The 22,372-nt window shown below is 40.8% G+C and carries 17 protein-coding genes; 13 read left to right on the forward strand and 4 right to left on the reverse strand.

What is annotated here, in order from left to right; translation table 11 throughout:
* Positions 1-94: 94 nt before the first annotated feature.
* From J2X77_RS01060 to J2X77_RS01070, 3 genes are read right to left on the reverse strand one after another with little or no spacing between them, the layout of a single operon-like run.
* On the reverse strand, positions 95-931 hold the full coding sequence (locus tag J2X77_RS01060) for a galactosyltransferase-related protein (RefSeq protein WP_310078552.1): 837 nt from the start codon (positions 929-931) through the stop codon (positions 95-97).
* Positions 932-935: 4 nt separating this feature from the next.
* The gene (locus tag J2X77_RS01065) at positions 936-2,048 is read right to left on the reverse strand and encodes a glycosyltransferase (protein ID WP_310078554.1); all 1,113 of its coding nucleotides are present in this window, start codon (positions 2,046-2,048) and stop codon (positions 936-938) included.
* On the reverse strand, positions 1,993-3,078 hold the full coding sequence (locus tag J2X77_RS01070) for a glycosyltransferase family 4 protein (RefSeq protein ID WP_310078555.1): 1,086 nt from the start codon (positions 3,076-3,078) through the stop codon (positions 1,993-1,995). The genes J2X77_RS01065 and J2X77_RS01070 overlap by 56 nt, the downstream gene beginning before the upstream one ends.
* Positions 3,079-3,510: 432 nt before the next feature.
* On the opposite strand from J2X77_RS01070, the gene J2X77_RS01075 reads away from it, so the two are divergent.
* The 3 genes from J2X77_RS01075 to J2X77_RS01085 all read left to right on the forward strand — a co-directional run bounded on the left by J2X77_RS01075 (position 3,511) and on the right by J2X77_RS01085 (position 5,767).
* Positions 3,511-4,368, forward strand: coding sequence for a helix-turn-helix domain-containing protein (locus tag J2X77_RS01075; RefSeq protein ID WP_310078556.1), 858 nt, complete (start codon positions 3,511-3,513; stop codon positions 4,366-4,368).
* 75 nt (positions 4,369-4,443) lie between these two features.
* Positions 4,444-5,160 (forward strand): FAD-binding oxidoreductase, encoded by a 717-nt coding sequence (locus tag J2X77_RS01080; protein ID WP_209575394.1) that lies wholly within the window; start codon positions 4,444-4,446, stop codon positions 5,158-5,160.
* Between the two features lie 205 nt (positions 5,161-5,365).
* Entirely contained in the window at positions 5,366-5,767 is a 402-nt protein-coding gene (locus J2X77_RS01085; protein ID WP_209575392.1) for a hypothetical protein, read from the forward strand.
* Positions 5,768-6,802: 1,035 nt separating this feature from the next.
* Here J2X77_RS01085 and J2X77_RS01090 read toward each other — a convergent pair.
* A complete protein-coding gene (locus J2X77_RS01090) occupies positions 6,803-7,177 on the reverse strand; it encodes a helix-turn-helix domain-containing protein (RefSeq protein WP_209575391.1) in 375 nt (124 codons plus the stop codon).
* Positions 7,178-7,263: 86 nt separating this feature from the next.
* On the opposite strand from J2X77_RS01090, the gene J2X77_RS01095 reads away from it, so the two are divergent.
* The 10 genes from J2X77_RS01095 (at position 7,264) to J2X77_RS01140 (ending at position 22,139) form a co-directional block, all read left to right on the forward strand.
* Positions 7,264-7,812, forward strand: a complete 549-nt coding sequence (locus tag J2X77_RS01095) for an NAD(P)H-dependent oxidoreductase (protein ID WP_209575389.1) — start codon at positions 7,264-7,266, stop codon at positions 7,810-7,812.
* Positions 7,813-7,963: 151 nt separating this feature from the next.
* Positions 7,964-8,506 carry a helix-turn-helix transcriptional regulator gene (locus tag J2X77_RS01100; protein ID WP_310078557.1) on the forward strand — a complete coding sequence of 181 codons (543 nt, stop codon included), beginning with the start codon at positions 7,964-7,966 and terminating at the stop codon, positions 8,504-8,506.
* A 115-nt stretch (positions 8,507-8,621) separates the two neighbouring features.
* A complete protein-coding gene (locus tag J2X77_RS01105; protein WP_209575385.1) occupies positions 8,622-9,824 on the forward strand; it encodes a retroviral-like aspartic protease family protein in 1,203 nt (400 codons plus the stop codon).
* Between the two features lie 197 nt (positions 9,825-10,021).
* Positions 10,022-10,615: an RNA polymerase sigma factor gene (locus J2X77_RS01110; RefSeq protein ID WP_209575383.1), complete on the forward strand. Its 594-nt coding sequence runs from the start codon at positions 10,022-10,024 to the stop codon at positions 10,613-10,615.
* 89 nt (positions 10,616-10,704) lie between these two features.
* Positions 10,705-11,790 carry a FecR family protein gene (locus tag J2X77_RS01115; RefSeq protein ID WP_209575381.1) on the forward strand — a complete coding sequence of 362 codons (1,086 nt, stop codon included), beginning with the start codon at positions 10,705-10,707 and terminating at the stop codon, positions 11,788-11,790.
* Positions 11,791-11,857: 67 nt separating this feature from the next.
* Positions 11,858-14,899: a TonB-dependent receptor gene (locus J2X77_RS01120; RefSeq protein WP_209575380.1), complete on the forward strand. Its 3,042-nt coding sequence runs from the start codon at positions 11,858-11,860 to the stop codon at positions 14,897-14,899.
* Between the two features lie 11 nt (positions 14,900-14,910).
* Positions 14,911-16,602 carry a RagB/SusD family nutrient uptake outer membrane protein gene (locus J2X77_RS01125; RefSeq protein ID WP_209575378.1) on the forward strand — a complete coding sequence of 564 codons (1,692 nt, stop codon included), beginning with the start codon at positions 14,911-14,913 and terminating at the stop codon, positions 16,600-16,602.
* A gap of 11 nt (positions 16,603-16,613) precedes the next feature.
* Positions 16,614-18,614 carry an FAD-dependent oxidoreductase gene (locus J2X77_RS01130; protein WP_209575376.1) on the forward strand — a complete coding sequence of 667 codons (2,001 nt, stop codon included), beginning with the start codon at positions 16,614-16,616 and terminating at the stop codon, positions 18,612-18,614.
* 4 nt (positions 18,615-18,618) lie between these two features.
* Positions 18,619-20,268, forward strand: a complete 1,650-nt coding sequence (locus tag J2X77_RS01135; RefSeq protein WP_209575374.1) for an FAD-dependent oxidoreductase — start codon at positions 18,619-18,621, stop codon at positions 20,266-20,268.
* Between the two features lie 29 nt (positions 20,269-20,297).
* Positions 20,298-22,139, forward strand: coding sequence for a carbon starvation protein A (locus J2X77_RS01140; protein WP_310078558.1), 1,842 nt, complete (start codon positions 20,298-20,300; stop codon positions 22,137-22,139).
* The last annotated feature ends 233 nt before the right edge of the window (positions 22,140-22,372 follow it).

The following is a 22,372-nucleotide window of genomic DNA, read 5'->3' on the forward strand; positions in this document are numbered from 1 at the left end:
AGCTTCATTGGTAACTTGCGATACGTTGAAAAATACTGAAATATTACACAGCGAAAATGGGCTTATTAAATTGCTTGGAATGTTTAAATAGTTTCTATTCCGTTAGACTGGCCACAATTTCTTGTTTTGATGGTTCACGAAGAATGATAATCTGATTATTTTTAAAAATTATAAGGCCGCTTTCATTAAATTTATTTAGCCACCCCATCATGGGCCAGACTCCCCACTTTTGAAAAAATTGAGTAGCGTTGGTGACAATGGATTTGAAGTGGTTTAAAGGTGGATTATAACTTGGGTGATATTGGTGATACGCCAATGCATCAATTGTGATATGAGCTATACTGTTTTTCCTTGCGCTGAAGCCAAAATCCGTATCTTCAGCTCCATATCCAATATAGTTTTGATCGAATCCACCAATTTTATTGAAAGTCTCTTTGCTACACCCAAAATTGAGTGACCAGAAGAGTTCGTAACTAAATTGATCTAACTCGTTCCTGACAGGATCGGGCCTACTGTTTTCCATTAATTGCGACATCCAGTCAGGTTTATCTGCAAACCCTTTTTTTAAATACCTAACCCGGCCACTTAATAAAGCATTCTTTTTATTCGAGTAGGGCAGATACTGCTCGATTAAATTTTGTGCAGGAATGCAGTCTACGTCTAAGAAGATATTAAATGAAGAACTGGAACTTTTTATAGCCATATTTCTTGCTTCGCCCAAATTTAAATGCCCTTCTGTTTCCATTTCTACAGTATTTACTCTAAAGGGATATTCATCATCTTCAAACGGGTAAGCACGTTCATTAATAAACACGATCACTATTTCTACCGGTAAGATAGAATTTTTGGCGAGCCCGTTAACCAGGTTTATTAGTGCATGATGGCGTTTATGTACAATTGTCAATACGGACACCGGAGCAGTAGAGTACATATTTCTAATTTGATAATGTTTTAAATAGTTGTGAGTGCAGTTTCTTAAGCTGCGTTGCAATTTCAAAAGTCGCTTTTGGGTTCATCAATTTTTCCCAGGCTTCAATCTTCAACTTTTTTGTGTTTTCAATGATATGTAACCAGTTTGCCTGAAGTAAATCTTTCTCTTCTACTACCTTGGCTACTCCTGCATTTTCCAAAAGTTTGGCCTTTATTTTTTGTTCTTCAAAAGGCCTTTCTGCAGGTATACAAATAATTTTTTTTCTTAAATCACCCAATTCCATTATGCAGTTATGGCCCGCATTGCTTATTACGATCCCGCAATTTTTAAGTATAGGGTATGCATCCTTTGAATTCCCATAATAACTGACTCCATCAATAGCTTTATAATTTTGTATGGTACCCAGTATATGTAAATTGGATGTTTGCGGTAGATCCCTCCTAATTTGAGCAATGAGCGGCCAATCAAAACATGTGCCACCCTGGCCAAAGAAAATAGCGATCTGATTTTCCGAGCTCGAATTCTCTTCAATTGACATTCCGCTATATTTAGAGAATCCACCTGAATAAAATGTCTTTTGTGTAAAATCGTTTTCGATATCCTGCGCCATTGATTTTGCGTAGGGTGCCAGCAAAAGAGATGCGCTTTCATAAGCCAGGGAGTGCGGAGTGTCAGAACGGTCACCGTGTTGTCTCACCACTACGGTTGGTATCCCACAGAGACGGGCTAGTAATGCGATTTCGACAGACACATCAACGATAAGTAAGCAATGGTTATTATTTTTGAAAAACTTTATTATTAGATCGTTTCTATTCACTATCCCCTTCACATTAAGAGGGGCATAATGTAAAAAATTTAGCTCACTACTTGTCCAATCCCTATCGCTATCAGAAGGCGTGTCAAATGGCAGTTCGATCGTTAAGATATCTTCCGGTAACACATCCTTATAACTTGCTAATGAACTACCAAAAAAGACCACTTCGTTATGGGGAAGTTGCGCTGCTATCGCTAAGGCTCTAGTCAAATGACCTGCCCCGTGGTGATGGATATAAAAAGCGTACTTATAAGGCATACTTACTTTCGCAATTTTCGATGACTTGAGCAAATACATTTTCATAGGAGGATACCATTTCTTGAATATCCAATGCTGATTCAGCATGTGCTCGACAGGCCTTTCTGCTAAGCTGCGCCGCATCATTTATGCATTTTGCCAATTCAACCACCGAGCACGACGCGGTAAGACATCCAGTTTCGTTATTTACAATCTTTGGCAGTGCTCCTCTAGCGAAACCCGCAACTGGGGTTCCGCACGCTAAGCTTTCGGCGACAACCAAACCGAAAGGTTCTTCCCAACAAGGAGTAATCACACTTACCGCTGCATTTCCAATAAGGTCATTAAGTTCTTCGTGTGTACAGTGCTCTACCCACTCAGCGCTTTCATCTAGAAGCGGCTTAACAAAAGTTTCAAAATAATGTTTGTCGGCAACTGAACCCGCTATTTTAATAGGCCTTCCGGCCAATTTTGCTGCTGCGATTGCAAAATGGGTTCCTTTATCAGGATGGATTCTACCAAACCATAATACATAATTCCCGGCATTTTTAGCTGTAAATATCCATTTATCCAGATTGATACCATTTTGTATGACCTTGCATTCGGTGATATAAGGCTCCCACGAAGAAGCATTCGTTTCCGACACAGAGACATACGTTAGCTTTTTGTAGCGGTTTGCTGCCAAAATAGCCCTTTTCATCTCAAAGATGGGAGGAGTATGCAATACCGTTACCATTGGCGTTTGCATAAGGGTTGCCATAGTGATCGGTACATAATTTAAGCTATTGTTAAACACCACATCAAAATCATATTGGTCTATCTCTTGCATCAGTTCCAAATAAGCGTGATGTGTAGAGATAAAATCCTCACTTAATTCGTGAGAGCGAAATCTGCTTAATGTTTCCATATCATAATCTACATCGCTAAGAATAGAATGTACATTTAGATTAGGATCCGAATGCTCACTCGCAAACAAGGTAACCTCATGCCCCCTTTGCAATAAAAGTTTAGTTACTTCGTATGTAAAGGCTTCCAGCCCGCCCATAAATGGTTTGCGGATGGGATGTTTTAAATGAGCAAGCACTGCTATTTTCATAGTATATTGAATGTATATATGCTGGCAACGTTACCATGCTGATTAGAACACGGCCAAGAGAAATTGGTTCACCACTATTTAAAATTATTTTTGGACTATCCCGGGCCAGCTACTTATATAGTCAATACTGCGAAGCGATATAGATTTGTCCATAATCTAGTTTAGTCGAGTTGTCAGATCACTATTTTTTATTTCGAAAATTGAAAACGAAAACTGTTAGCCGTTGTTATATCCTTAAGTTTTTAAAGTAGCTTAAACATTTAACAATTAAGCCTTGAGTCCCCATCTCGAGGCTTTTTTTACTCTTAAGGTATTTTACATTAATTTTATAACATGTGAGATTGTCATATCTATTGCCGTTAATAAATATCGCCTTTGAACTTCTTGTAGACATTTATTTTTAAATTTGTGTTTAACAATAGTTTAAAATCTATGCGCAAACGGACGGTATCTATTCCTATTAGAACCTGGGGTCGAGATTACGGTAATGGCATAGCTGTCATTAATATGGAGTCGGAAATTCCAGGAAGTAAAGAATTCAATTATGCACATCGACACGATTATCACCTTTTCGTATTGCAGGAAAGTGGCATCTCGCATACCGAAATTGATTTTAAGCAATATTTCATAGATCAGCCTACTATTATCTATCAATCGCCAAATCAGGTACACAGGGCTTTGAAAGTTAAACAGTTAAGTGGTTTTATAATGACCATGTCCAATGAAAACTTACATGCGGATTATTTGAAAATATTGCAGATGAATACACCTGTCGAGCCATTAACCTTATCCTCGAAGACAGATTTAGCAATTATACGAGAAGCTTTTTCTTTATGTAAAAAGCTATTCGATCGAAGAGATGACAAACTATACGATCGCCAGGTAAGAGACAGTTGCAATACCTTAGTTGGCCTATTTATGTCGCAATTTCTCAAACAAACAAAAGACGCAGAGAAACTTTCGCGTTTTGAAATAGTTCATAAGGCATTCACGGGTTTACTTGAGCAAAATTTTGTGAGCATGAAACGTCCCGCAGACTATGCCGCAGCATTAAACATCTCCGTTGCTTATCTGAATGAGTGCGTGAAGAACGCAACAGGTGTATCCGTTTCATATCAGATACAACAACGAATTATTTTAGAGGCTAAGCGCCTGCTTTATCACTCAGATAGATCCGTAAAGGAGGTTGCAATTGAATTAGGCTACGATGATTATCCTTATTTTTCGCGACTATTTACAAAAGTTGCAGGAGTTACCGCTTTGACATTTCGTAGAAAAAACCGCGATTAATCCAATACTTACTCTTTTCCGTTCTTTTTTATATGATCAAATCTAGTGTACTTTGCTTAAACAAAATATAATATTATGCCAAGTGCACCAAAATGGTTATTTGATACTTTAGAGTTCTTAACGCCCAAGCTACCTTTGATCGAAGTTGTCGAAACGGTCTTTTTATCAAAATCCGTTAAGAAGATTTGTTTTAAAGGTGATTTAAAAGACATACAATTCGCGATCGGTTCCTTTATCGACTTTAGGGTGAACGATACAGAAGCGCGAAGATATTCAGTTTCTTATTCAGATACTGAAAAGGGGCTGTTTGAATTCATCATTTATTTGAATGGTAAAGGTTGCGGAAGTAGTTTTATGGCTAATGTAAAAGTTGGCGACAAAATAGTTATGTATAAGCCGAGAGGGATAAGTAGGTATTATAATAAAATAGCGCGAAGCTTTGTGATTTTTGGCGATGAAACGTCATTAGCACTTGCTATTTCTTTTCTTCCGGTTTTAAAGGAGAACAAACAACAATTTCTGTTCATTTTTGAATTAGACGAAGAGAATAAAGACGTTCCAAAATTATTGGGCTTGGAAAACTGCCTTATATTTCCCAAAAACTTTTTGTTCAGTAAAGAGGATTGGCTAAGCAGAACGACGATAATTAATAGCTCGGATTGGCACGATGCTAGCTTTGTGTTGACAGGGAACGTAAACTCGGCTCAAATGTTTAGAAAAATCATTAAAGAGAAATCAAATGGTAACATTTATTTACACGGCTATTGGCTAGAAGGTAAAAAGGGATTATAGCATTAGCACTTTAAAATTATGTCCAAGTCGTTTGAGTTTTATTGCTAATTCAGAACCATCGGACCAAAAAGATGGAAGAATATCGGTATTAATTGTAATTTTATATATCAAATATTTTTAAATGGCAATTCTTTACCAATATCTTCTTTTTTTACCTTTTTCAAAGACGTTTTATTTCTGTCAATATTTTTGCTAAAAACAATTTGTGGTAGACAGTAATGCTATCGCGACCCAATTCGTTGATCGGCTACTTTCTGAAAGCAACTATATGGCATCGGTGTTGGGAATTCCTCGGTCAGATGCATCGCAGCTTTCCATTGTTGATAAAGTGAAAAAGGCCATGAAAGACAATCAAGATTGGTTTATGGAAACAATGAAGGAATTAAAATCTGGGAAGCCAATGCCATATCATAAAAATCTTAGTATTCGCGAAGATGATTATGTCGCTTTTATGCAGTTTACAAAATCTATCAAAATCAACAAAGTAAATTCTATAGCGCTTAAGATCATTCACAGTGATAATATTATACATTTCGAACCTAAAGATTTAGCTGATTATTTAAAATATGTAGTTATCCATTTAAATAACCATACGAGCATGGTTTGAATATCATATCAATATCTAGAATGATCATTATGAATCTGAAATTTAACCGAAACAACATTTCAAGTAATTATAATGTAAATTGTTTTCTCTTATTTTTACCAATCCTAATTTGGAATGTATGTTTAGGTGGACAATTACCCCAAAATTACCAACCAGAAGTATTTTCAAAAGCTACTCCAAGCTTTTTAATTTATGGTGAAAATATATCGAAATTCATACTTTTTGCTATTTCATTCCTTATGCCGCTTAGGATACGCTCCAAAAAACAGAAAATTGGGTTTTATATATATATCTTCGGTTTACTGCTCTATTTTTTATCCTGGATTTTATTGATTAGTTTTCCGGACGACTGGTGGAGTACAAGTTTTATTGGTTTTTCTGCACCCGCTTTTACTCCTGCTATATGGCTTTTGGGAATCTCTTTCATTGGTAGTTCCTTTTACCTTCACATACCTTTCCATCGCTTTACATTTATCCTTTTCTCTACCGTATTTTTATTTTTTCATATCGCCCATACAGTTATAGTGTTTCATGCAATAGGATAGATTAGCCTTTAAGTATATCTCCGGGTTTTATTCATTTGTCATATTTCACCGCAGTGTTTTTTGGCTTTGGCGATGGGCCACTACCTCAAGATATTCTGCCAATGTTTTTAAATAGGGCTTTATCATTTACTTCGCCGATCCGGTTAACCAATCTATGCCGACCATACGATCACCTCTCCCGCTGTGCATCGGTTTACCAATTATACCTAGAGCGATTGTATTGACTCAAATATTTTGGCTACCGAATTCAGTAGCTAATCGTACTGTATGTGCATGGATAGCACCTTTACTCGCAGCAGGCGCAGTTGCGGCGCTCTTTATTTACATATTGAGAGGAGATTTCTATTTTCTATGCAACAAAAATGTAATTTCGAATATGGAAGGATTGTTTGGCAGCATGGCGCTATTGAGCCCCAAGAAAAGGATACCGATATAGTGAAGATGTTATAAAATTAGCTTACAATTTAGGGGCGATGCAAAAGTATAGTTGTTATGAAACTTTTATAAACTCACCATTTTCACTTACTACTTCGTTACCCCATTTTGTAATGGCTTCCAAAACTGGAAGAAGGCTTTTTCCTAAATCGGATAGGTTGTAAATTGTCATTAAAGGAGGCTTTTCTCCATATACCCTCTTTGTGACTAAACCATCTTTTTCCAATTTCTTTAATTGCAGACTCAATGTCATTTCCGTAATTGTAGGCATTTCTTTCCGAAGCTCATTATACCTTTTTGGCATATCTTTTAAATGATACAGGATAACGGCTTTCCATTTTCCACCCATCAAATCCATTGTTAGACTGACTGTACAAGGGTAACTTTTCCCTTTAAGTGTCACGTAATCGCTGGTACATTCTGTTTTCATGCTACATTTATTTCGACCTATCTATCTTGATAGTTATTGCAAATGCAATTTACTTAAAATAGTTTTGCTACTAAAATAATTATAGTATGTCATTAGTGATTTTAGCACACCCCAATTATGATAAATCTTTTGCTAACAAAACGATTATCGACGAGCTAAAGAGCAATAACATGAATATTGAAATCAGGAATATCTATGAGTTATATCCTGATTATGATATTGATGTAAAAGAAGAACAGAAAGCTCTTTTACGCCATAGGAACATTATTTTTCAATATCCGTTTTATTGGTACAATATGCCGGCCATTTTAAAGCACTGGTTTGATAGGGTATTTGAGTATCAATTTGCTTATGGTTCAAAAGGAGATAAACTAAAGGACAAAAATTTTATCCCGAGTTTTACAGTAGGTTCATCACAAAGAAGTTACACCGCTTTGGGCTTTCAGCATTTTCGTGTGTATGAATTTTGTAAACACCTTGAGCAGACAGCTTACCATACCCAAATGAATTACATTGAGCCGATTTATTTTCATGGTACTTCGCTAGCTGCGGGCTACACTGAGGAAGAAATAAGAGCCAATGCAAGACTGCACGCAAAAAAATTGATTCAAACGTTGGCAGAGTTGGAACGATAGCGATGCGTTATTGACTCTTTTATGCGGGCAGTTTTTTTAACCATTTGGATTCTTTATCAAGAGTTGACCATTTTTCGATCTTAGATGGTGTATATTATGGTAATAATGTTGTAAATTTCTGACCTTGTAAATAAACACTAAAAGTAATCGAATGGGAAAATTATCGGATTTAAGAGAACATTTAAATCTCACACAGGAAGAACTTTCGGAAAAATCAGGCATTTCCATAAGAACCATACAACGCATTGAATCGGGACAGAAACCAAAAGGCTTTACACTGAAAGCTTTTGCTATTACATTGGGCGTAGAGAAAAGTTTTTTTGATGAAAGCAATGCAGCGGAATCCCTAGATCCAGATGAGCTCAAATGGAATAAAATAGTGAATATGTTGGCATTGCCCGGCAGTTTTTTGCCTCCGCTCAATGTGCTGTTACCCTTGGCCATTATGTATCTTAAAAAGCAAAATAATCGTGTCAATAAGAAACTGGTTTCGATCCAAATTTGCTGGACTTTAGTCGCGCTGTTTCTATTTGTTATTGTCCTGATTTTAAACGACTGGTTGGGAGTAAAAAGCCAATTCACTATGTTGATTCCTATCCTATGGTTAATGCTAAATACCGTTATTATTACCCGTAACGCAATGATCTTAGGTAAAAATAATGATCACATATTGCCGGATATCAATGTTTTATGATTTCTGTCGGTAATTTGACAGATGATTGTCGGGACATTGGCGGGCTGTAATTTTGCGTTTTTTTTAGGGATGCGTTTCTTTTGTAAAAGACATTAAAAAAACGAAATCTTAGCACATGAAAACACCAAAACGGAAAATTGGCCTCTACCTTATCATCCTCTTCATTGGCATGAATACTATCCTTTATGCCCAGAAAAAAATGATAGTACTCAAATCAGGGTTAGAAAAAATACAGATCAAGGATGGTAAAAATTATACAATGGACTGGCGCTTGGAACCTAAAGCAAAACCAGATGTCTATTACGTAAACGTTCCGTTCAAAAAAGGCATCGTCCGGTTTAAAACGGATCGTGATCAATATACCGTTAAAACTGAGCCCGGAAAATCCTATGATTTTATTGTGCTTTTAAATGAAAAGGACAGTTGCCATATCCGGATTGCGTCTATTTCTCCACCAGGCTTACCAGAGATAGAATCGGTGACCTATTTTCCAGTGAAAATTCCATTTAGACTCGTCGGATCAAGAATCTTTTTTGATTGCAAGCTGAATGGTAAAGAGGTAGTTGCGCAATTGGACCTTGGAGCAGGGACTGGAGCGGTCAACAAAAATTCCATTCAAAAACTAGGTTTGGAATTTACTTCTCAGCAGCTAGTCAGTAATACGGATGGTACGAACTACGAACAAACCAGTTTGCATCACATTCTGAATATCGGTGCTTTGACCATTAAGGATGTAGCACTGACAACAGTTGGCAATATGGAACCTTTTGAAGACCTGATTATCGGGAATAATTTCTTTCGGAATCATATCATTGAGATTAATTATGATAATTTGGAATTTACAGTCTATCAGACACTACCGGAAAAAGTGAAAAATTACAGTAGAAGCCCGGTCTTCTTCGAACAGAACCGTCCTAAATTTAAAGCTAGAGTTGTTCACAACCACCGGAAATATGACTTTTGGTTCCTGTTTGATACCGGTCGTGATGGCACAATGCTTATTGGTGAAGATTTTACCTCTTTAGACGGGCGTTGGGATCGATTACAACCCCTGACTATTATCAATGGGCGAAAGATCATCCGTCTGAATGCAGTCATAGCTGGAACGGAATTTCGCGATATAGTGACTAATGCCGCGGACCCTTCAAAGCCCAATGGAAGGTCTAGCCTGTTCGGGAACCAAATTTTAAACCACTTCAACTGTATCCTGGATAACCGAAATGGGATGTTGTATTTACAGCCCAATGGTAAGATAGCCGAGCCTTTTTTCAATTTTAGAAGCTATCAGGAAGAAATGATAAAGAAGAATAAAAAGTAGTCTGCTGCCAAAAAAGAAATAAAATAGCAAAATCAACCATCCTTTTATAATCAAACGCAGGCTTGGGGCTAAACTCACTTCATAGCAAATAATCTGGAGGGACTATAAAATTTTATTTAGTTTACCAATGATTTTGATTTAGTAAATTTATCACTATATTGAGTTCTTCGTTCGTACCAATTATAAGAGTTTGCCAAATGAAATCTCCTAAAGAACATGCTGCACTGGAAAAACTTAGAAATGGAGACCTAAATTCGTTTAATGAAATCTATTTCCATTATTCGCCGAAGATCTATATTAGATTGATCAAATTGGTGAAAAATCAAACTATTGCAGAAGAAATCTTACAAGAAGTATTTACTAAAATATGGCTCCAACGTGAAAAGATTGACCCTAATAAGGGATTTGTCTCATTTCTCAATCATATTTCGGATAATTTGGCCATGGATTTTTTTCGAAAAGTGCAAAGAGACAAGGCTCTTCAATTGGAAATATGGGCTTCGGCAATAGAACTGTATTATCATACCGAAGAAAAACTGTTTTTCAAAGATAAACAGCAGATGTTGACCAATGCAATCGACTCTCTGAGCCCCAAACGGAAGAAGATTTTGTTGCTCAATAAATTTGAAGACAAAAGTTATAAGGAAATTGCCGATTTATTGGGGATTTCAGTCTCTACAGTGAGTAATCAACTCGTGAGCGCACTTAAAGATATCAAAGAATATATTCAAAAAAATTACCGAGATGAGTATATAATCAGTCTTTTTGCAGCCTTTTTATTTAAGCTATAAAAAAAAATCAAAATGCAATAGTGTGATTCTCTTTGCCAAACGTATAGAGTAACAAATACAGCAATGTATTGAACTAATTATAGAAAATTTTGAAAGAGCAATCCTTTAAAGATCAATTGTTGGCGTATATTCACAACCGTTTGGATGCGCAGTATTATGAGTCATTTTTTGACGAAATGGCCGATATGGATACTGCAATTCTGGAACTGTGGATCACTGAGATACTTGATCAGGATGAAGAACAAGTATTACAACAAATTCCCTTACCAGATCTAAGCCTGGTTCATCGGAAAGTGCTCGATCATATCTATGCCGTAGATCCGCCCAAGCCTAAGCTAATCCAGAGAATAAGCCCGTGGGCCTGGGCTTCATGTGCCGCCGTGCTACTCTGTGTACTGTCGGTTCTCTTTTTGAAAAATTTCTCAACCTCAACAAAAGAACAGGTCATCTGGTATGAAAATAAAAATGCTTACACGATCAATGCTCAGCTTCCTGATAGCACGACTGTTATACTTTATCCACATGCAAAAATCGGATTTGAATATAATGGCCACGGCCACCGGGATGTAAAGCAAGTGCAAGGGCGAGTTATTTATAACGTACACAAAAACAAAAATGCGCCTTTTCAAGTCAATTATAGAGGATATTTGACCACCGCCTTGGGGACAATATTTAGTGTAGACCCCAAGGATGCCGATCATGTACTGATAAAACTAATGGAGGGCAAAATCTCTGTCGGATCAGTTACAGCGGATAGCCGCAATCTAATATACCTCAAACCAAAAGAGGAAGTATTGGTTAACTTAAAACTGCAGCAGATGATTAAGTATTCGGAGCCTGAATTGACAAAATCTCAGCCTGCTCGTGTGGATAAAGAGTTAAGAAAACTCATTCCACATCTAACCACCTCCAATGTCGAATGGACCAATCAGTCTGTCAAATTTAACCAAACCAAAAACGTTCAACTCTTAAGAGTAATCGAAAGCCTTTATGATGTTTCGATTATATGCGATAATCCTGATTTGCTCAACAGTTCCTTTACAGGAAGCTTAAATAGCAAAGAATCGCTAGCCAATTTTTTGACCAGCTTCTGTCAATTGAACGGTTGTACATTCCAAGTGAACAATGGTATTGTCAACATCAGTAATTCGGGAAGAAAGGAGGACGTGCAGTAGGAGAGAATCAACCCAACGCGGAAAAATAAACCAATATATAAATCAGAATAACCAACTGTAAACAATTATGAAGCATATTCTAATCAAATTAATGCTCGTGGGATTGCTATTTCCATACTTTTCTGTAGGATTTGCGCAATCAAACCTAAAAGTAAATGGTAAAATAGTAGACAACGAAGGGAATACATTACCCGGCGCAACTATTGATCTTGTCCACGAGAAGAGCAGTAAAAAATTCCATTTTGTGGCCGATAACAACGGGTTGTTTGTTTTAACGCCACTTGTTGCTGGCGAAAATTATACGATCTATGCCCACCATCTCGGTTACGATACCGATTCTGTTAAGCATTTTGTGGCAACGGCTACCAGCAAAAACACAGTGCTTATCCGTCTGAAACCTCACACCGGAATGATAGACGAAGTTGTCGTCGTCGGTTATGGTGTTCAGAAAAAGGTCAATTTGACGGGCGCTGTTTCCGCCGTATCGGGTGAAGATCTGAATAATAGACCCGCTGGGCAAACTTCGTCAGCCCTACAGGGCATGGCCTCGGGAGTAACCGTGACGCAGCGTTCTGGTAAGCCGGGGTCGGACGGTGCGGATATCCGTATTCGCGGTATCGGTACACTTGGCAACGCCGCGCCTTTAGTACTAATTGATGGGATTGAAGGCTCCATCAATAATATCGACCCCAATTTAATAGAGAATATTTCAATATTAAAAGATGCCGCATCGGCGTCGATCTATGGGTCGAGAGCTGCCAATGGTGTTATCTTGGTCACGACAAAAAGGGGAAGTTCTGATAAGGTCGCTATTGCCTACAATAATTATTTTGGTTGGCAGTCCGCAACCAATATGCCCAAAATCGTCAATGCCCTAGATCATATGCTGCTGACGAACGAAGCGTATACCAATGTTGGTGCGAGTCCATTGTATCCAGAAGATATCATTGCCGCCTACCGTAGTCAGGGCAACGGTAGTTCGGACGAGTATCCCAATACTGATTGGCAAAAGGAATCCTTGCAGGGGAATGGATTTCAGCAAAGCCATTTTCTGACAGTCAATGCAGGCACAAACAAAGTTAAAATGCTGACTTCGGTCGGTTATTTCGACCAGAAGGGCTTAACACTGAATAGTTCGTTTAAGCGCTATACCATCCGCAACAACGTGGATGTTAAATTCTCAGATCAGCTCGCCGTTAAATTTGACTTTCAATACGTCAATCCGATCGTCACCTCACCAGCAGCGAGCATCGAAGAACTTTTTCAGTGGATGAGCAGTATTCCCGCCAATCAATCCTTCAGAAATTCCAATGGTACCTGGGGATTGGGCTGGAATGGTAATAATCCCGTCTCGGCCGCGGCTGATGGTGGTGTTGCTACCAACAAAAGTCCATTTGGCAGTATCAATGCATCATTGATCTACAGACCCAAAGAATGGTTGACTGCCGAGGTCAATTATGCACCTAAATATGCGACGCAGGTAAATAAAAATTTCCGGAAAGCAGTACAATCCTATTTTCCAGATGGTACGCCGAGCTTCTCGGTCCCTGTGCGGACAGCACTTACGCAATACAATAGCCAAGAACTTTTTAATAATATGCGGGCGACCCTTACGCTAAACAAAGATTTTGGTCCGCATCAGCTGAAAGCATTGATTGGTGGTTCGCGTGAAGACTACAAAATTGACTACTCCCAGGGTTTTAGAGACACCTACGTTCTCCCTGACTATGAAGTGCTCAATGCCGGTTCGGCACTGAATCAGTCAGCTACAGGCAGTGCCTCCGAGTGGGCGTTACAATCTTTATTTTCTCGGATCAATTACGTTTTCAAAGACCGTTATCTTTTGGAACTCAATGCACGCTACGATGGTTCGTCCAGGTTTGCCAAAGGTAATCGCTATGGCTTTTTCCCGTCGGCGTCTGCAGGATGGCGTTTTTCTGAGGAGCAGTTCCTAACAGCATCCAAGGGCTGGCTTACAGAGGGAAAAATCAGGGCATCATGGGGTAAACTAGGAAATCAGAATATCGGTACCTATCCAGCCGTGGCATCTCTAAACCTGGGTTCTTATACATTGGGCAATGGCATCGTCAATACGGCAGCGCTAAATGATATGTCCAATCCTAATATTACATGGGAGTCTACCGAAGAGAAAAATATCGGAATTGATCTTACCTTATTTAAGCGATGGACTATTACCGCAGATCTATACAACAGAAAAACCAGTGATATATTATTACAGCTGGACATCCCGCTCATCATCGGTTTGAATAAGCCTTATCAAAATGCAGGCGTCGTCGAGAATAAAGGGTGGGAGCTTTCCATGGGCTATCGAAGCGATCCAGCCAAAGACTTTAAATATAATTTTACATTCAACCTCTCTGATGTCAAAAACAAAGTGCTGGATATGCGGGGAATCAATCAGACTGGTCTAACGGTCAATAGGGAAGGCTATCCCATTAATTCGATCTTTGGCTATGTTTCGGAAGGCTTTTTCCAGACTGCCGACGAAGTGAGAGCACATGCCACACAGTTTGGTACCTTGGCACCGGGTGACCTCAAATACCGTGATCAAAATGGCGATGGCGTAGTTAATGAGTCCGATAAGGTCATTATCGGGAGTACCATTCCAAGATATACCTATTCGCTCAACTCCAATTTTAGTTTCAAAGGATTCGACCTCAGTTTTCTGTTGCAGGGTGTGGGGAAAGCCGATGGCTACCTCTATGGAGCAGGTATACAGCCTTTCACAACGACGGGAGCAATTGGTGGAACGATCCGTGAGGACAATAAAGACCGATGGACGCCTGACAATACTGCGGCTAAATATCCGCGGCTCGCTTTCGGACAGAATAACAACCAGCAGTCCTCCCAATTCTGGATGAAAAATGCCGCCTATCTTCGCCTGAAAAATTTACAGTTCGGTTATACCTTTCAGGCTGAGCTGCTAAAGTCCATCGGACTGAATAAACTTCGGGTATTTGTTAATGGTTCAAACTTACTCAGCGTAGATAAATTTTGGGACGGTTATGACGTCGAAGCACCAGTAGGTTATGGTAACTTTTACCCACAGGTAAAGGTCTATTCTTTTGGATTGGATATTACATTATAAACTTGGCTTGTATGAAAACTCTAAATAAACTCGCGTTATATATGCTGTCGATTGCAGTTCTCCTTTTGGTGGGGGCATGCGAAAAATACTTGGACAGATCTCCCTTAGATGGCCCTTCTGACGAAAATTATTTCAAAAATCAGGATGAGTTGACATTGGTTGTCAATGGTTTGTACAGCGCCCTGGCATTTCACCCTACGGACGATATGCCCATCAACCTCACACTTGATGATGCCACCGATATAGGGTGGGATCGTAATACCTCTGATTTACAGGCTGTGGGAAGAGGAGACCACGATAGCAACAATGGCTACATCCGGAATATCTGGACCAATTCTTATAAGGTCATTGGCAAATGTAATTTTATCCTGGATAATATCCAGAAGTTGGATGGAAAGATGGATGCCAATCTCCAAAAACGTTATAAAGCCGAGACACAGTTTATCCGGGCTTATGTCTACCAATATCTGATCGATTACTTTGGCGGAGTGCCCCTGGTAACGAGCGGCCTAAGCCTTGCTGATGCGAATGTTCCGAAAATATCTCAGGCTGAAATTGCTAGCTTTATACTCAAAGAACTTGATGAAGCTGCAGCTATTTTACCGGTTAGCTATGGTTCTGCAGATGTTGGACGTGCGACCAAAGGGGCGGCATTGGCCATAAGGGCGCGGGCAGCACTTAATAATGGACTTTGGGAAGAAGCAGCACGTTCGGCCAAAGAAGTCATGGACCTGAAAGTATATGCCTTACACAATGATTTCGGCCAATTATTTACTTACGACGGGCAGGCTTCCAAGGAGATTATCTTTGCTTTTCAATATCTACGATTACAAAAAACAAAGACCCACAGTGCTACGCGCGGATTTCTATCGCGCAACGCACAAGGGACTTCCAACAAAATTCCATCGCAATCCATTGTTGATAGCTACCTCTGTACGGACGGATTGGCCATTGACAAATCTTCCAGATTTGATCCTAAAAAACCATTCGTGAATCGCGATCCGCGTTTGGGATACACCATTGCGCTCCCTGGTACCACATTTTTTGGTTTTCAGTTTGAGACGCATAAGGATAGCATAACCTGCTGGAACTACACATACAATACGTCCACGGCAGTACGTATCCAAAATCAGGACGCGATCAATGCTTATGCGACCTTTTCTGGTTATTGCTGGAAAAAATATGTCGATATGAAGGACAAGGACTTTACCATGGAGTCGGAGTTAAATATTATTCAGAGCCGATATGCCGAAGTGTTGTTGATCTACGCTGAGGCGATGATCGAAAACAATAAGATCGACCAAACCGTCTATGACGCAATCAACAGCATCAGGCAGCGCCCTAGCGTCGATATGCCAGCGATCGCGAGTAATAAAACACAAGCAGAACTGCGCGAGATCATACGGAAAGAAAGACTTTACGAATTAGCCAATGAAGGCTTTCGTCTAGTCGATTTGAGACGTTGGAAACTGGCCGATAAATTTATGAATTCGACGCTCTATGGCCGCATTCCAAAAAGCTTGCTGGCCAATGCGCCAACTATCGATGCGGATAATTACGTGAGCTATAAAAATGTCGCTAATCAGAAAGACATGCGGGTTATCGAGCTCCGAAAGTTCGATCCCGGCAAGAATTACCTTTGGCCGATCCCGAATATTGAAATTGTAACCAATAAAAGCCTGGAACAAAATCCAGGCTATTAAATCCGAAAATGATGAAAAAGACACTCCTAATGACCCTTGGACTTTTGACAATGTTTTGGCATTTAGTCAAAGGGCAAACAGAAAGAAAGGTCGATGTATGTATTTATGGCGCCACCTCAGCCGGCGTAATAGCCGCCTACACCGCTTCACAGGCCGGAAAATCAGTACTACTGATCGATCCTGGCTCAAGGGTAGGCGGGCTCAGCTCCGGTGGATTGGGGCAGACGGATATCGGAAACAAATATGTCGTCACAGGGCTCGCACTTGATTTTTATCGCAAAATGGGCAAGCACTATGGCGGTTTTGAACAATGGATTTTTGAACCCAAGGTAGCCGAATCTATTTTTAAGGACTATCTGGCACATTCTGGCACACAAATGTTAATGGGACATCGCTTGATAGCTGTAAAGACCGACAATCGATCGATTAAAAATATTTCGCTGCTTCCAAGCGAGAGCAGGAATGGGAAAAAGACCACTGTCAGCGCCAAAGTGTTTATGGACTGCAGCTACGAGGGCGACCTCATGGCCAGAGCTGGCGTATCCTACCACGTAGGGCGAGAGTCGAATAGCACTTATGGCGAGACAATTAATGGTGTACAATTGCTAGATGGTCATCAGTTTCCAGATGGTGTGGATCCCTACAAGAAAAAAGGTGATCCAAAGAGTGGTATTTTATGGGGGATCAATACGGAGCCTTTAAAACAAAATGGAACGGGAGATTCCAAGGTTCAAGCCTATAATTATCGCATCACATTGACTAATGTCCCTGAAAATAGAATAGCAATCACCAAACCCCACAATTACGACGCAACCAGATATGAACTCTTAAAGCGCCAAAAGGAGATACAGCCTTGGAAGAGTATCCAGGACGTATTTATCTGGAGTCTGATGCCCAATGGAAAGACTGATATCAATAACAGGAATGGATTTTCCACAGATATGATTGGCATGAACTGGCGTTATCCCGAAGCCGATTATTTCGAACGGAAAGAGATTATTCAGGCCCATGAAGATTACACCAAAGGTCTGTTATATTTTGTTGCCACCGATAGTTCAGTACCAGAGGCGATCCGAATCGAATTTCAAAAATGGGGATACCCCAAAGATGAATATCTTGACAATAGCCACTGGTCCCCACAATTATATATCCGCGAAGCCCGAAGGATGATTGCTGATGTCGTCATGACCCAAGACCACTGTCAGGGTCGTGCGATAGTCGCCGATGGCGTAGGCTATGCTGCGTATACCATGGACTCGCACAACTGCGATCGTGTGATCGTGAATGGCATGGTCAAAAACGAGGGCAATGTTGAGGTCGGTGGTTTCTCCCCCTTTCCGATTTCCTATAGGGCCATTGTGCCCAAAAAAGAAGAAATCAACAATCTTATTGTCCCCGTATGTCTTTCGGCAAGTCACATCGCCTTTGGTTCCATCCGCATGGAGCCCGTATTTATGGTACTGGGCCAGTCTGCTGCTGTGGCCGCTTGCGAAGCAATCGACAACAAAATAGCCGTTCAAGATGTTGATATAAAACGCTTAACGAAAATATTGCGCGACAATCCGAAAGCAGATGGCCGGATGGCCGATTATATTATTCACGTCGAAAATAAAGATCAAGTGATGTTGAAAGGAGCTTGGCACGTCTCTTCAAAAAAGGGCTATGGTATGAGTTACCAGGAAGTGGATAGCGATCTCGCTGCTGTCGCACGTTTTACACCTGGAAAAGATTTTGCCGCGGGGAAGTATAAACTTTATAGCTATTTTCCAAAAACTGCCGAAAGCACGGAAACCGGAAAATTCATCATTTATACCGGAAAGACAAGGATCGAAAAAAATATAAATTTCAAGGAGGTCAATATTCTCGGACAGACAACCAGTACCTGGGTAGCACTAGGTGAATATGAATTTGAAAACGGAGGCAACAAGCCTTATGTTGAGATTCTGCCAGCCGCAAAAGGCGTTCTGGCCGCAAATGCATTATTGTGGGTTCCGGTTACCGATCAAAATTAGACGTATGAAAAAGATTAAAGTGGCTTTAAAATTAATGCTTGTTTTCGCTTTTCTACAGGCTGAAGCGCAGCATTTAACCAAAAAGGTAGATGTTTTGGTTTATGGAGGAACTCCTGCGGCGATTACTGCCGCATTGCAAGTGAAGCAGGCCGGTAAGTCTGTAATCATCTTATCGCCCGATGAGCATTTAGGAGGTCTAAGTTCGGGCGGACTTGGTTTTACTGATACCGGCAATAAAGCAGTTATTGGTGGCCTCGCCAAGAAATTCTACCAAGACGTATACAATCATTATTCGGAAGAATCGAGCTGGAACTGGCAGTCCCGGACGTCCTTTGGCAATCGGGGGCAGGGCACCGTCGCGATGGACAGTGCGCATGGGACGATGTGGATCTTTGAGCCTCATGTCGCCGAGGGTATTTTTGATACCTGGGTGCGGGATCATCAGATTGATGTGGTCCGTGGAGCTTATTTAGATCGGCAGGAAAGTGCCATTCAAAAAGAATCCACATCCATCAAATCGATCAAGACCTTAGACGGAACAGTCTACGAAGCGAAGATATTTATTGATGCCACTTATGAAGGTGATCTGATGGCGCTGGCTAAGGTAAGTTATACGATCGGGCGGGAGGCCAACCAGACTTATGGGGAGCAGTGGAACGGTGTGCAGACGGGAGTCTTTCAGCACCGGCATCATTTTATTGCGCAGATTAGCCCGTATATACGTAAAGGCGATCCGGGAAGTGGCCTTGTATTCGGCGTTTCTGCAGAAGATCCCGGTCAATATGGCGCAGCAGACCAGAAGCTGCAGGCCTATTGCTTCCGCATGTGCCTGACCAATGATGCGCGCAATCGGAAGGCCTTTGCTAAGCCTGTTGGCTACGATCCACAGCACTATATTCTTCTGCAACGTTTATTCCGTGCCGGCTGGGACGAAGCCTTTCAAAAATTTGATCTGGTGCCCAATCATAAGACCGATGCCAACAACCATGGTCCGTTCAGCACAGATTTTATTGGGATGAATTATGGTTATCCCGAAGCGAGCTATGCCGAACGCAAATCCATTATCGAAGCCCATCGTCGGTATCAGCAGGGCTTATATTATTTTATGGCCAATGATCCTTCGGTTCCAACGGCAATAAGGACAAAAATGGCCGAATGGGGACTTGCAAAAGATGAATTTCAAGATAATGACAATTGGCCTTTTCAATTGTATATACGTGAAGCGAGGCGGATGCTTGGACAATATGTGACGACCGAGCATAATATTCTAGGGAGGAACAAGGTAGAAAATCCGATTGGCATGGGCTCCTATACGTTGGATTCCCACAATGTACAACGCTATGTGACCAAAGAAGGATATGTTCAAAATGAAGGTGATATCGGTGTTCACGTACCACGGCCTTATGCTATTTCCTATGGATCGATCATCCCAAAGAGCGATGAATGTACAAATTTGCTTGTCCCGGTCTGCGTATCCAGTTCACATATTGCCTTTGGTTCAATTCGTATGGAGCCCGTATTTATGGTGCTGGGGCAGAGTGCTGGTGCCGCTGCAGTATTGGCACTTGATCATGATCATGTTGTGCAGCATGTCGATTACGGGCTATTAAAAAAGGAGCTGTTGAAAGCAGGACAAGTATTGGAACAAAAATAATATATTGCGTTAGAATTATACTTAGATATATGATGGATTTGGCTAATATGAATGCCCTCACGCTGGTATTTGCGTCAATTTTAATTTTTGCGCTCGCATACCGCTTTTACGGAATTTTCATGGCGCAGAAAGTGCTACGTCTCAACGATGCGGTAGCGACTCCAGCAGTCGAGTTTGCTGATGGCCATGATTACGTTAAGACGGACCGTAAGGTCTTGTTTGGGCATCATTTTGCCGCAATAGCCGCGGCAGGGCCATTGGTAGGTCCGGTGCTGGCTGCACAGTTTGGTTATCTTCCTGGGGCGCTTTGGATTTTGATCGGCTGTGTCCTGGGCGGTGGAGTGCATGATATGGTTGTCCTGTTTGCTTCTGTACGGCACAAAGGGCAGAGTCTTGCTACCATTGCGTCCAAGGAGATCGGCCCCGTTGTCGGGGGTATAGCCGGTATAGCCGTTCTGTTTATTCTGATCCTCACTTTGGCCGGTCTATCCCTGGCCTGCATCAGCGCCATGCACGAAGCCCCCTGGTCCTTATTTACCATTATTCTGACTATGCCAATTGCGATATTTATGGGACTCTTGATGCGGTATAAAACAGGGTCTGTTACATTGGCTAGTGTTTTGGGGGGTATTTTATTGATCGTTGGCATCATTGCGGGGCATCGTCTGATGGAGATTCCGATCGTTGATAACCTGTTCGATTGGGATGTGAAGACCATTTCAATCGCGATTGCTGTTTACGGATTTCTAGCTTCGGTCTTACCCATCTGGCTGCTTCTGGTACCACGCGATTACCTTTCCACTTATCTTAAGATCGGTACGATCCTGATGCTGGCCGTAGGCATTGTGTTTGTGCATCCGATCATACAGATGCCAGCGTTGACCGAATTTATCCACGGCGGCGGACCTGTAATCGGTGGACCTGCGCTGCCATTTATCTTTATCGTGATCGCTTGCGGTGCAATTTCGGGTTTCCATGCGATTATTGCCACCGGAACAACGCCTAAGATGTTGGGAACCGAAAGGGAGATTCTTTTTGTCGGCTATGGTGCAATGCTGGTGGAGGGATTTGTTGCTTTAATGGCATTGATCGCTGCCTGTACCTTACTGCCGGGCGACTATTTTGCGATCATCACACCAGTCGGTGACTACGCACATTTTTTGGCACAACATCCCGAATTAAAAGCGGTAGATCTGCAGCATTTTTCAGATCGAATAGGAGTAGACCTCCACGGCCGTACGGGGGGCGCCGTGTCATTGGCCGTCGGGATGGCCCATATTTTTGATAAAGTTGCCTTTATGGACAATGTGATGGCTTATTGGTATAATTTTGCTATCATGTTTGAAGCCGTATTTATTCTCACAGCTATCGATGCCGGTACGCGGGTCGGACGGTTCTTTTTGCAGGAAATGCTGGGCAATGTCTTTCCGCCATTCAAAGATAAGGATTGGAAACCGGGCGTTTGGTTATGCAGCGCTATTTTTACTTTTTCATGGGGCTATCTTGTTTTTACGGGAAATGTAAGCAGTATCTGGCCGCTATTTGGAATCAGCAACCAGCTGTTGGCTGCCTGTGGGCTTATTGTCTGTACGACAATGCTTATTCGGATGAATCGGGGGAAATATGCCTTAATTACGGCAATTCCGGGTGTATTTATGGCTGGGATTACCCTTTGGGCTGGCTATCTACAGGTCATGGATATTTATTTGCCCAAGGGACAGCTGCTATTGGCTTCATTGGCGATATTGGCCATGCTTTTGATGCTGCTTGTGTTTATAGGTACGTTCCGAAAATGGTATCAGTTATTTAAAACTGAGGCTAAATTTATCGACCAAAATGGAGAATCTGTCAAGGAATTTGTTGACCGTTAAGGGGAAATTTCAAACCACACTCAAAATTATAATTAAGCTTTTTTAACTTCTTATTTATTACTTTTTTAAATTCAAAAGTAATAAATAGGTTGTTTAAATACCTTTTTTTGCGGATTTTTATTACTCTTAAATTATATTGTAAGTTTTTTTAATGGGAAATTTGTTCCTAATTAAGTGCTATGTTGGGTGCTAAATGGACCGTGATTTTCGATAACGTTACCGCTACTTTATCC

Origin of the sequence: Sphingobacterium sp. 2149, assembly GCF_031455655.1 — a bacterium.
Classification (GTDB): Bacteria; Bacteroidota; Bacteroidia; order Sphingobacteriales; family Sphingobacteriaceae; genus Sphingobacterium.

What these genes read in the sequence shown, in the direction of transcription:
- J2X77_RS01060 (WP_310078552.1), bottom strand. Translation starts at nt 931, where the DNA reads ATGTACTCTACTGCTCCGGTGTCCGTATTGACAATTGTACATAAACGC.
- J2X77_RS01065 (WP_310078554.1), bottom strand. Translation starts at nt 2,048, where the DNA reads ATGAAAATGTATTTGCTCAAGTCATCGAAAATTGCGAAAGTAAGTATG.
- J2X77_RS01070 (WP_310078555.1), bottom strand. Translation starts at nt 3,078, where the DNA reads ATGAAAATAGCAGTGCTTGCTCATTTAAAACATCCCATCCGCAAACCA.
- J2X77_RS01075 (WP_310078556.1), top strand. Translation starts at nt 3,511, where the DNA reads ATGCGCAAACGGACGGTATCTATTCCTATTAGAACCTGGGGTCGAGAT.
- J2X77_RS01080 (WP_209575394.1), top strand. Translation starts at nt 4,444, where the DNA reads ATGCCAAGTGCACCAAAATGGTTATTTGATACTTTAGAGTTCTTAACG.
- J2X77_RS01090 (WP_209575391.1), bottom strand. Translation starts at nt 7,177, where the DNA reads ATGAAAACAGAATGTACCAGCGATTACGTGACACTTAAAGGGAAAAGT.
- J2X77_RS01095 (WP_209575389.1), top strand. Translation starts at nt 7,264, where the DNA reads ATGTCATTAGTGATTTTAGCACACCCCAATTATGATAAATCTTTTGCT.
- J2X77_RS01100 (WP_310078557.1), top strand. Translation starts at nt 7,964, where the DNA reads ATGGGAAAATTATCGGATTTAAGAGAACATTTAAATCTCACACAGGAA.
- J2X77_RS01105 (WP_209575385.1), top strand. Translation starts at nt 8,622, where the DNA reads ATGAAAACACCAAAACGGAAAATTGGCCTCTACCTTATCATCCTCTTC.
- J2X77_RS01110 (WP_209575383.1), top strand. Translation starts at nt 10,022, where the DNA reads ATGAAATCTCCTAAAGAACATGCTGCACTGGAAAAACTTAGAAATGGA.
- J2X77_RS01120 (WP_209575380.1), top strand. Translation starts at nt 11,858, where the DNA reads ATGAAGCATATTCTAATCAAATTAATGCTCGTGGGATTGCTATTTCCA.
- J2X77_RS01125 (WP_209575378.1), top strand. Translation starts at nt 14,911, where the DNA reads ATGAAAACTCTAAATAAACTCGCGTTATATATGCTGTCGATTGCAGTT.
- J2X77_RS01130 (WP_209575376.1), top strand. Translation starts at nt 16,614, where the DNA reads ATGAAAAAGACACTCCTAATGACCCTTGGACTTTTGACAATGTTTTGG.
- J2X77_RS01135 (WP_209575374.1), top strand. Translation starts at nt 18,619, where the DNA reads ATGAAAAAGATTAAAGTGGCTTTAAAATTAATGCTTGTTTTCGCTTTT.
- J2X77_RS01140 (WP_310078558.1), top strand. Translation starts at nt 20,298, where the DNA reads ATGATGGATTTGGCTAATATGAATGCCCTCACGCTGGTATTTGCGTCA.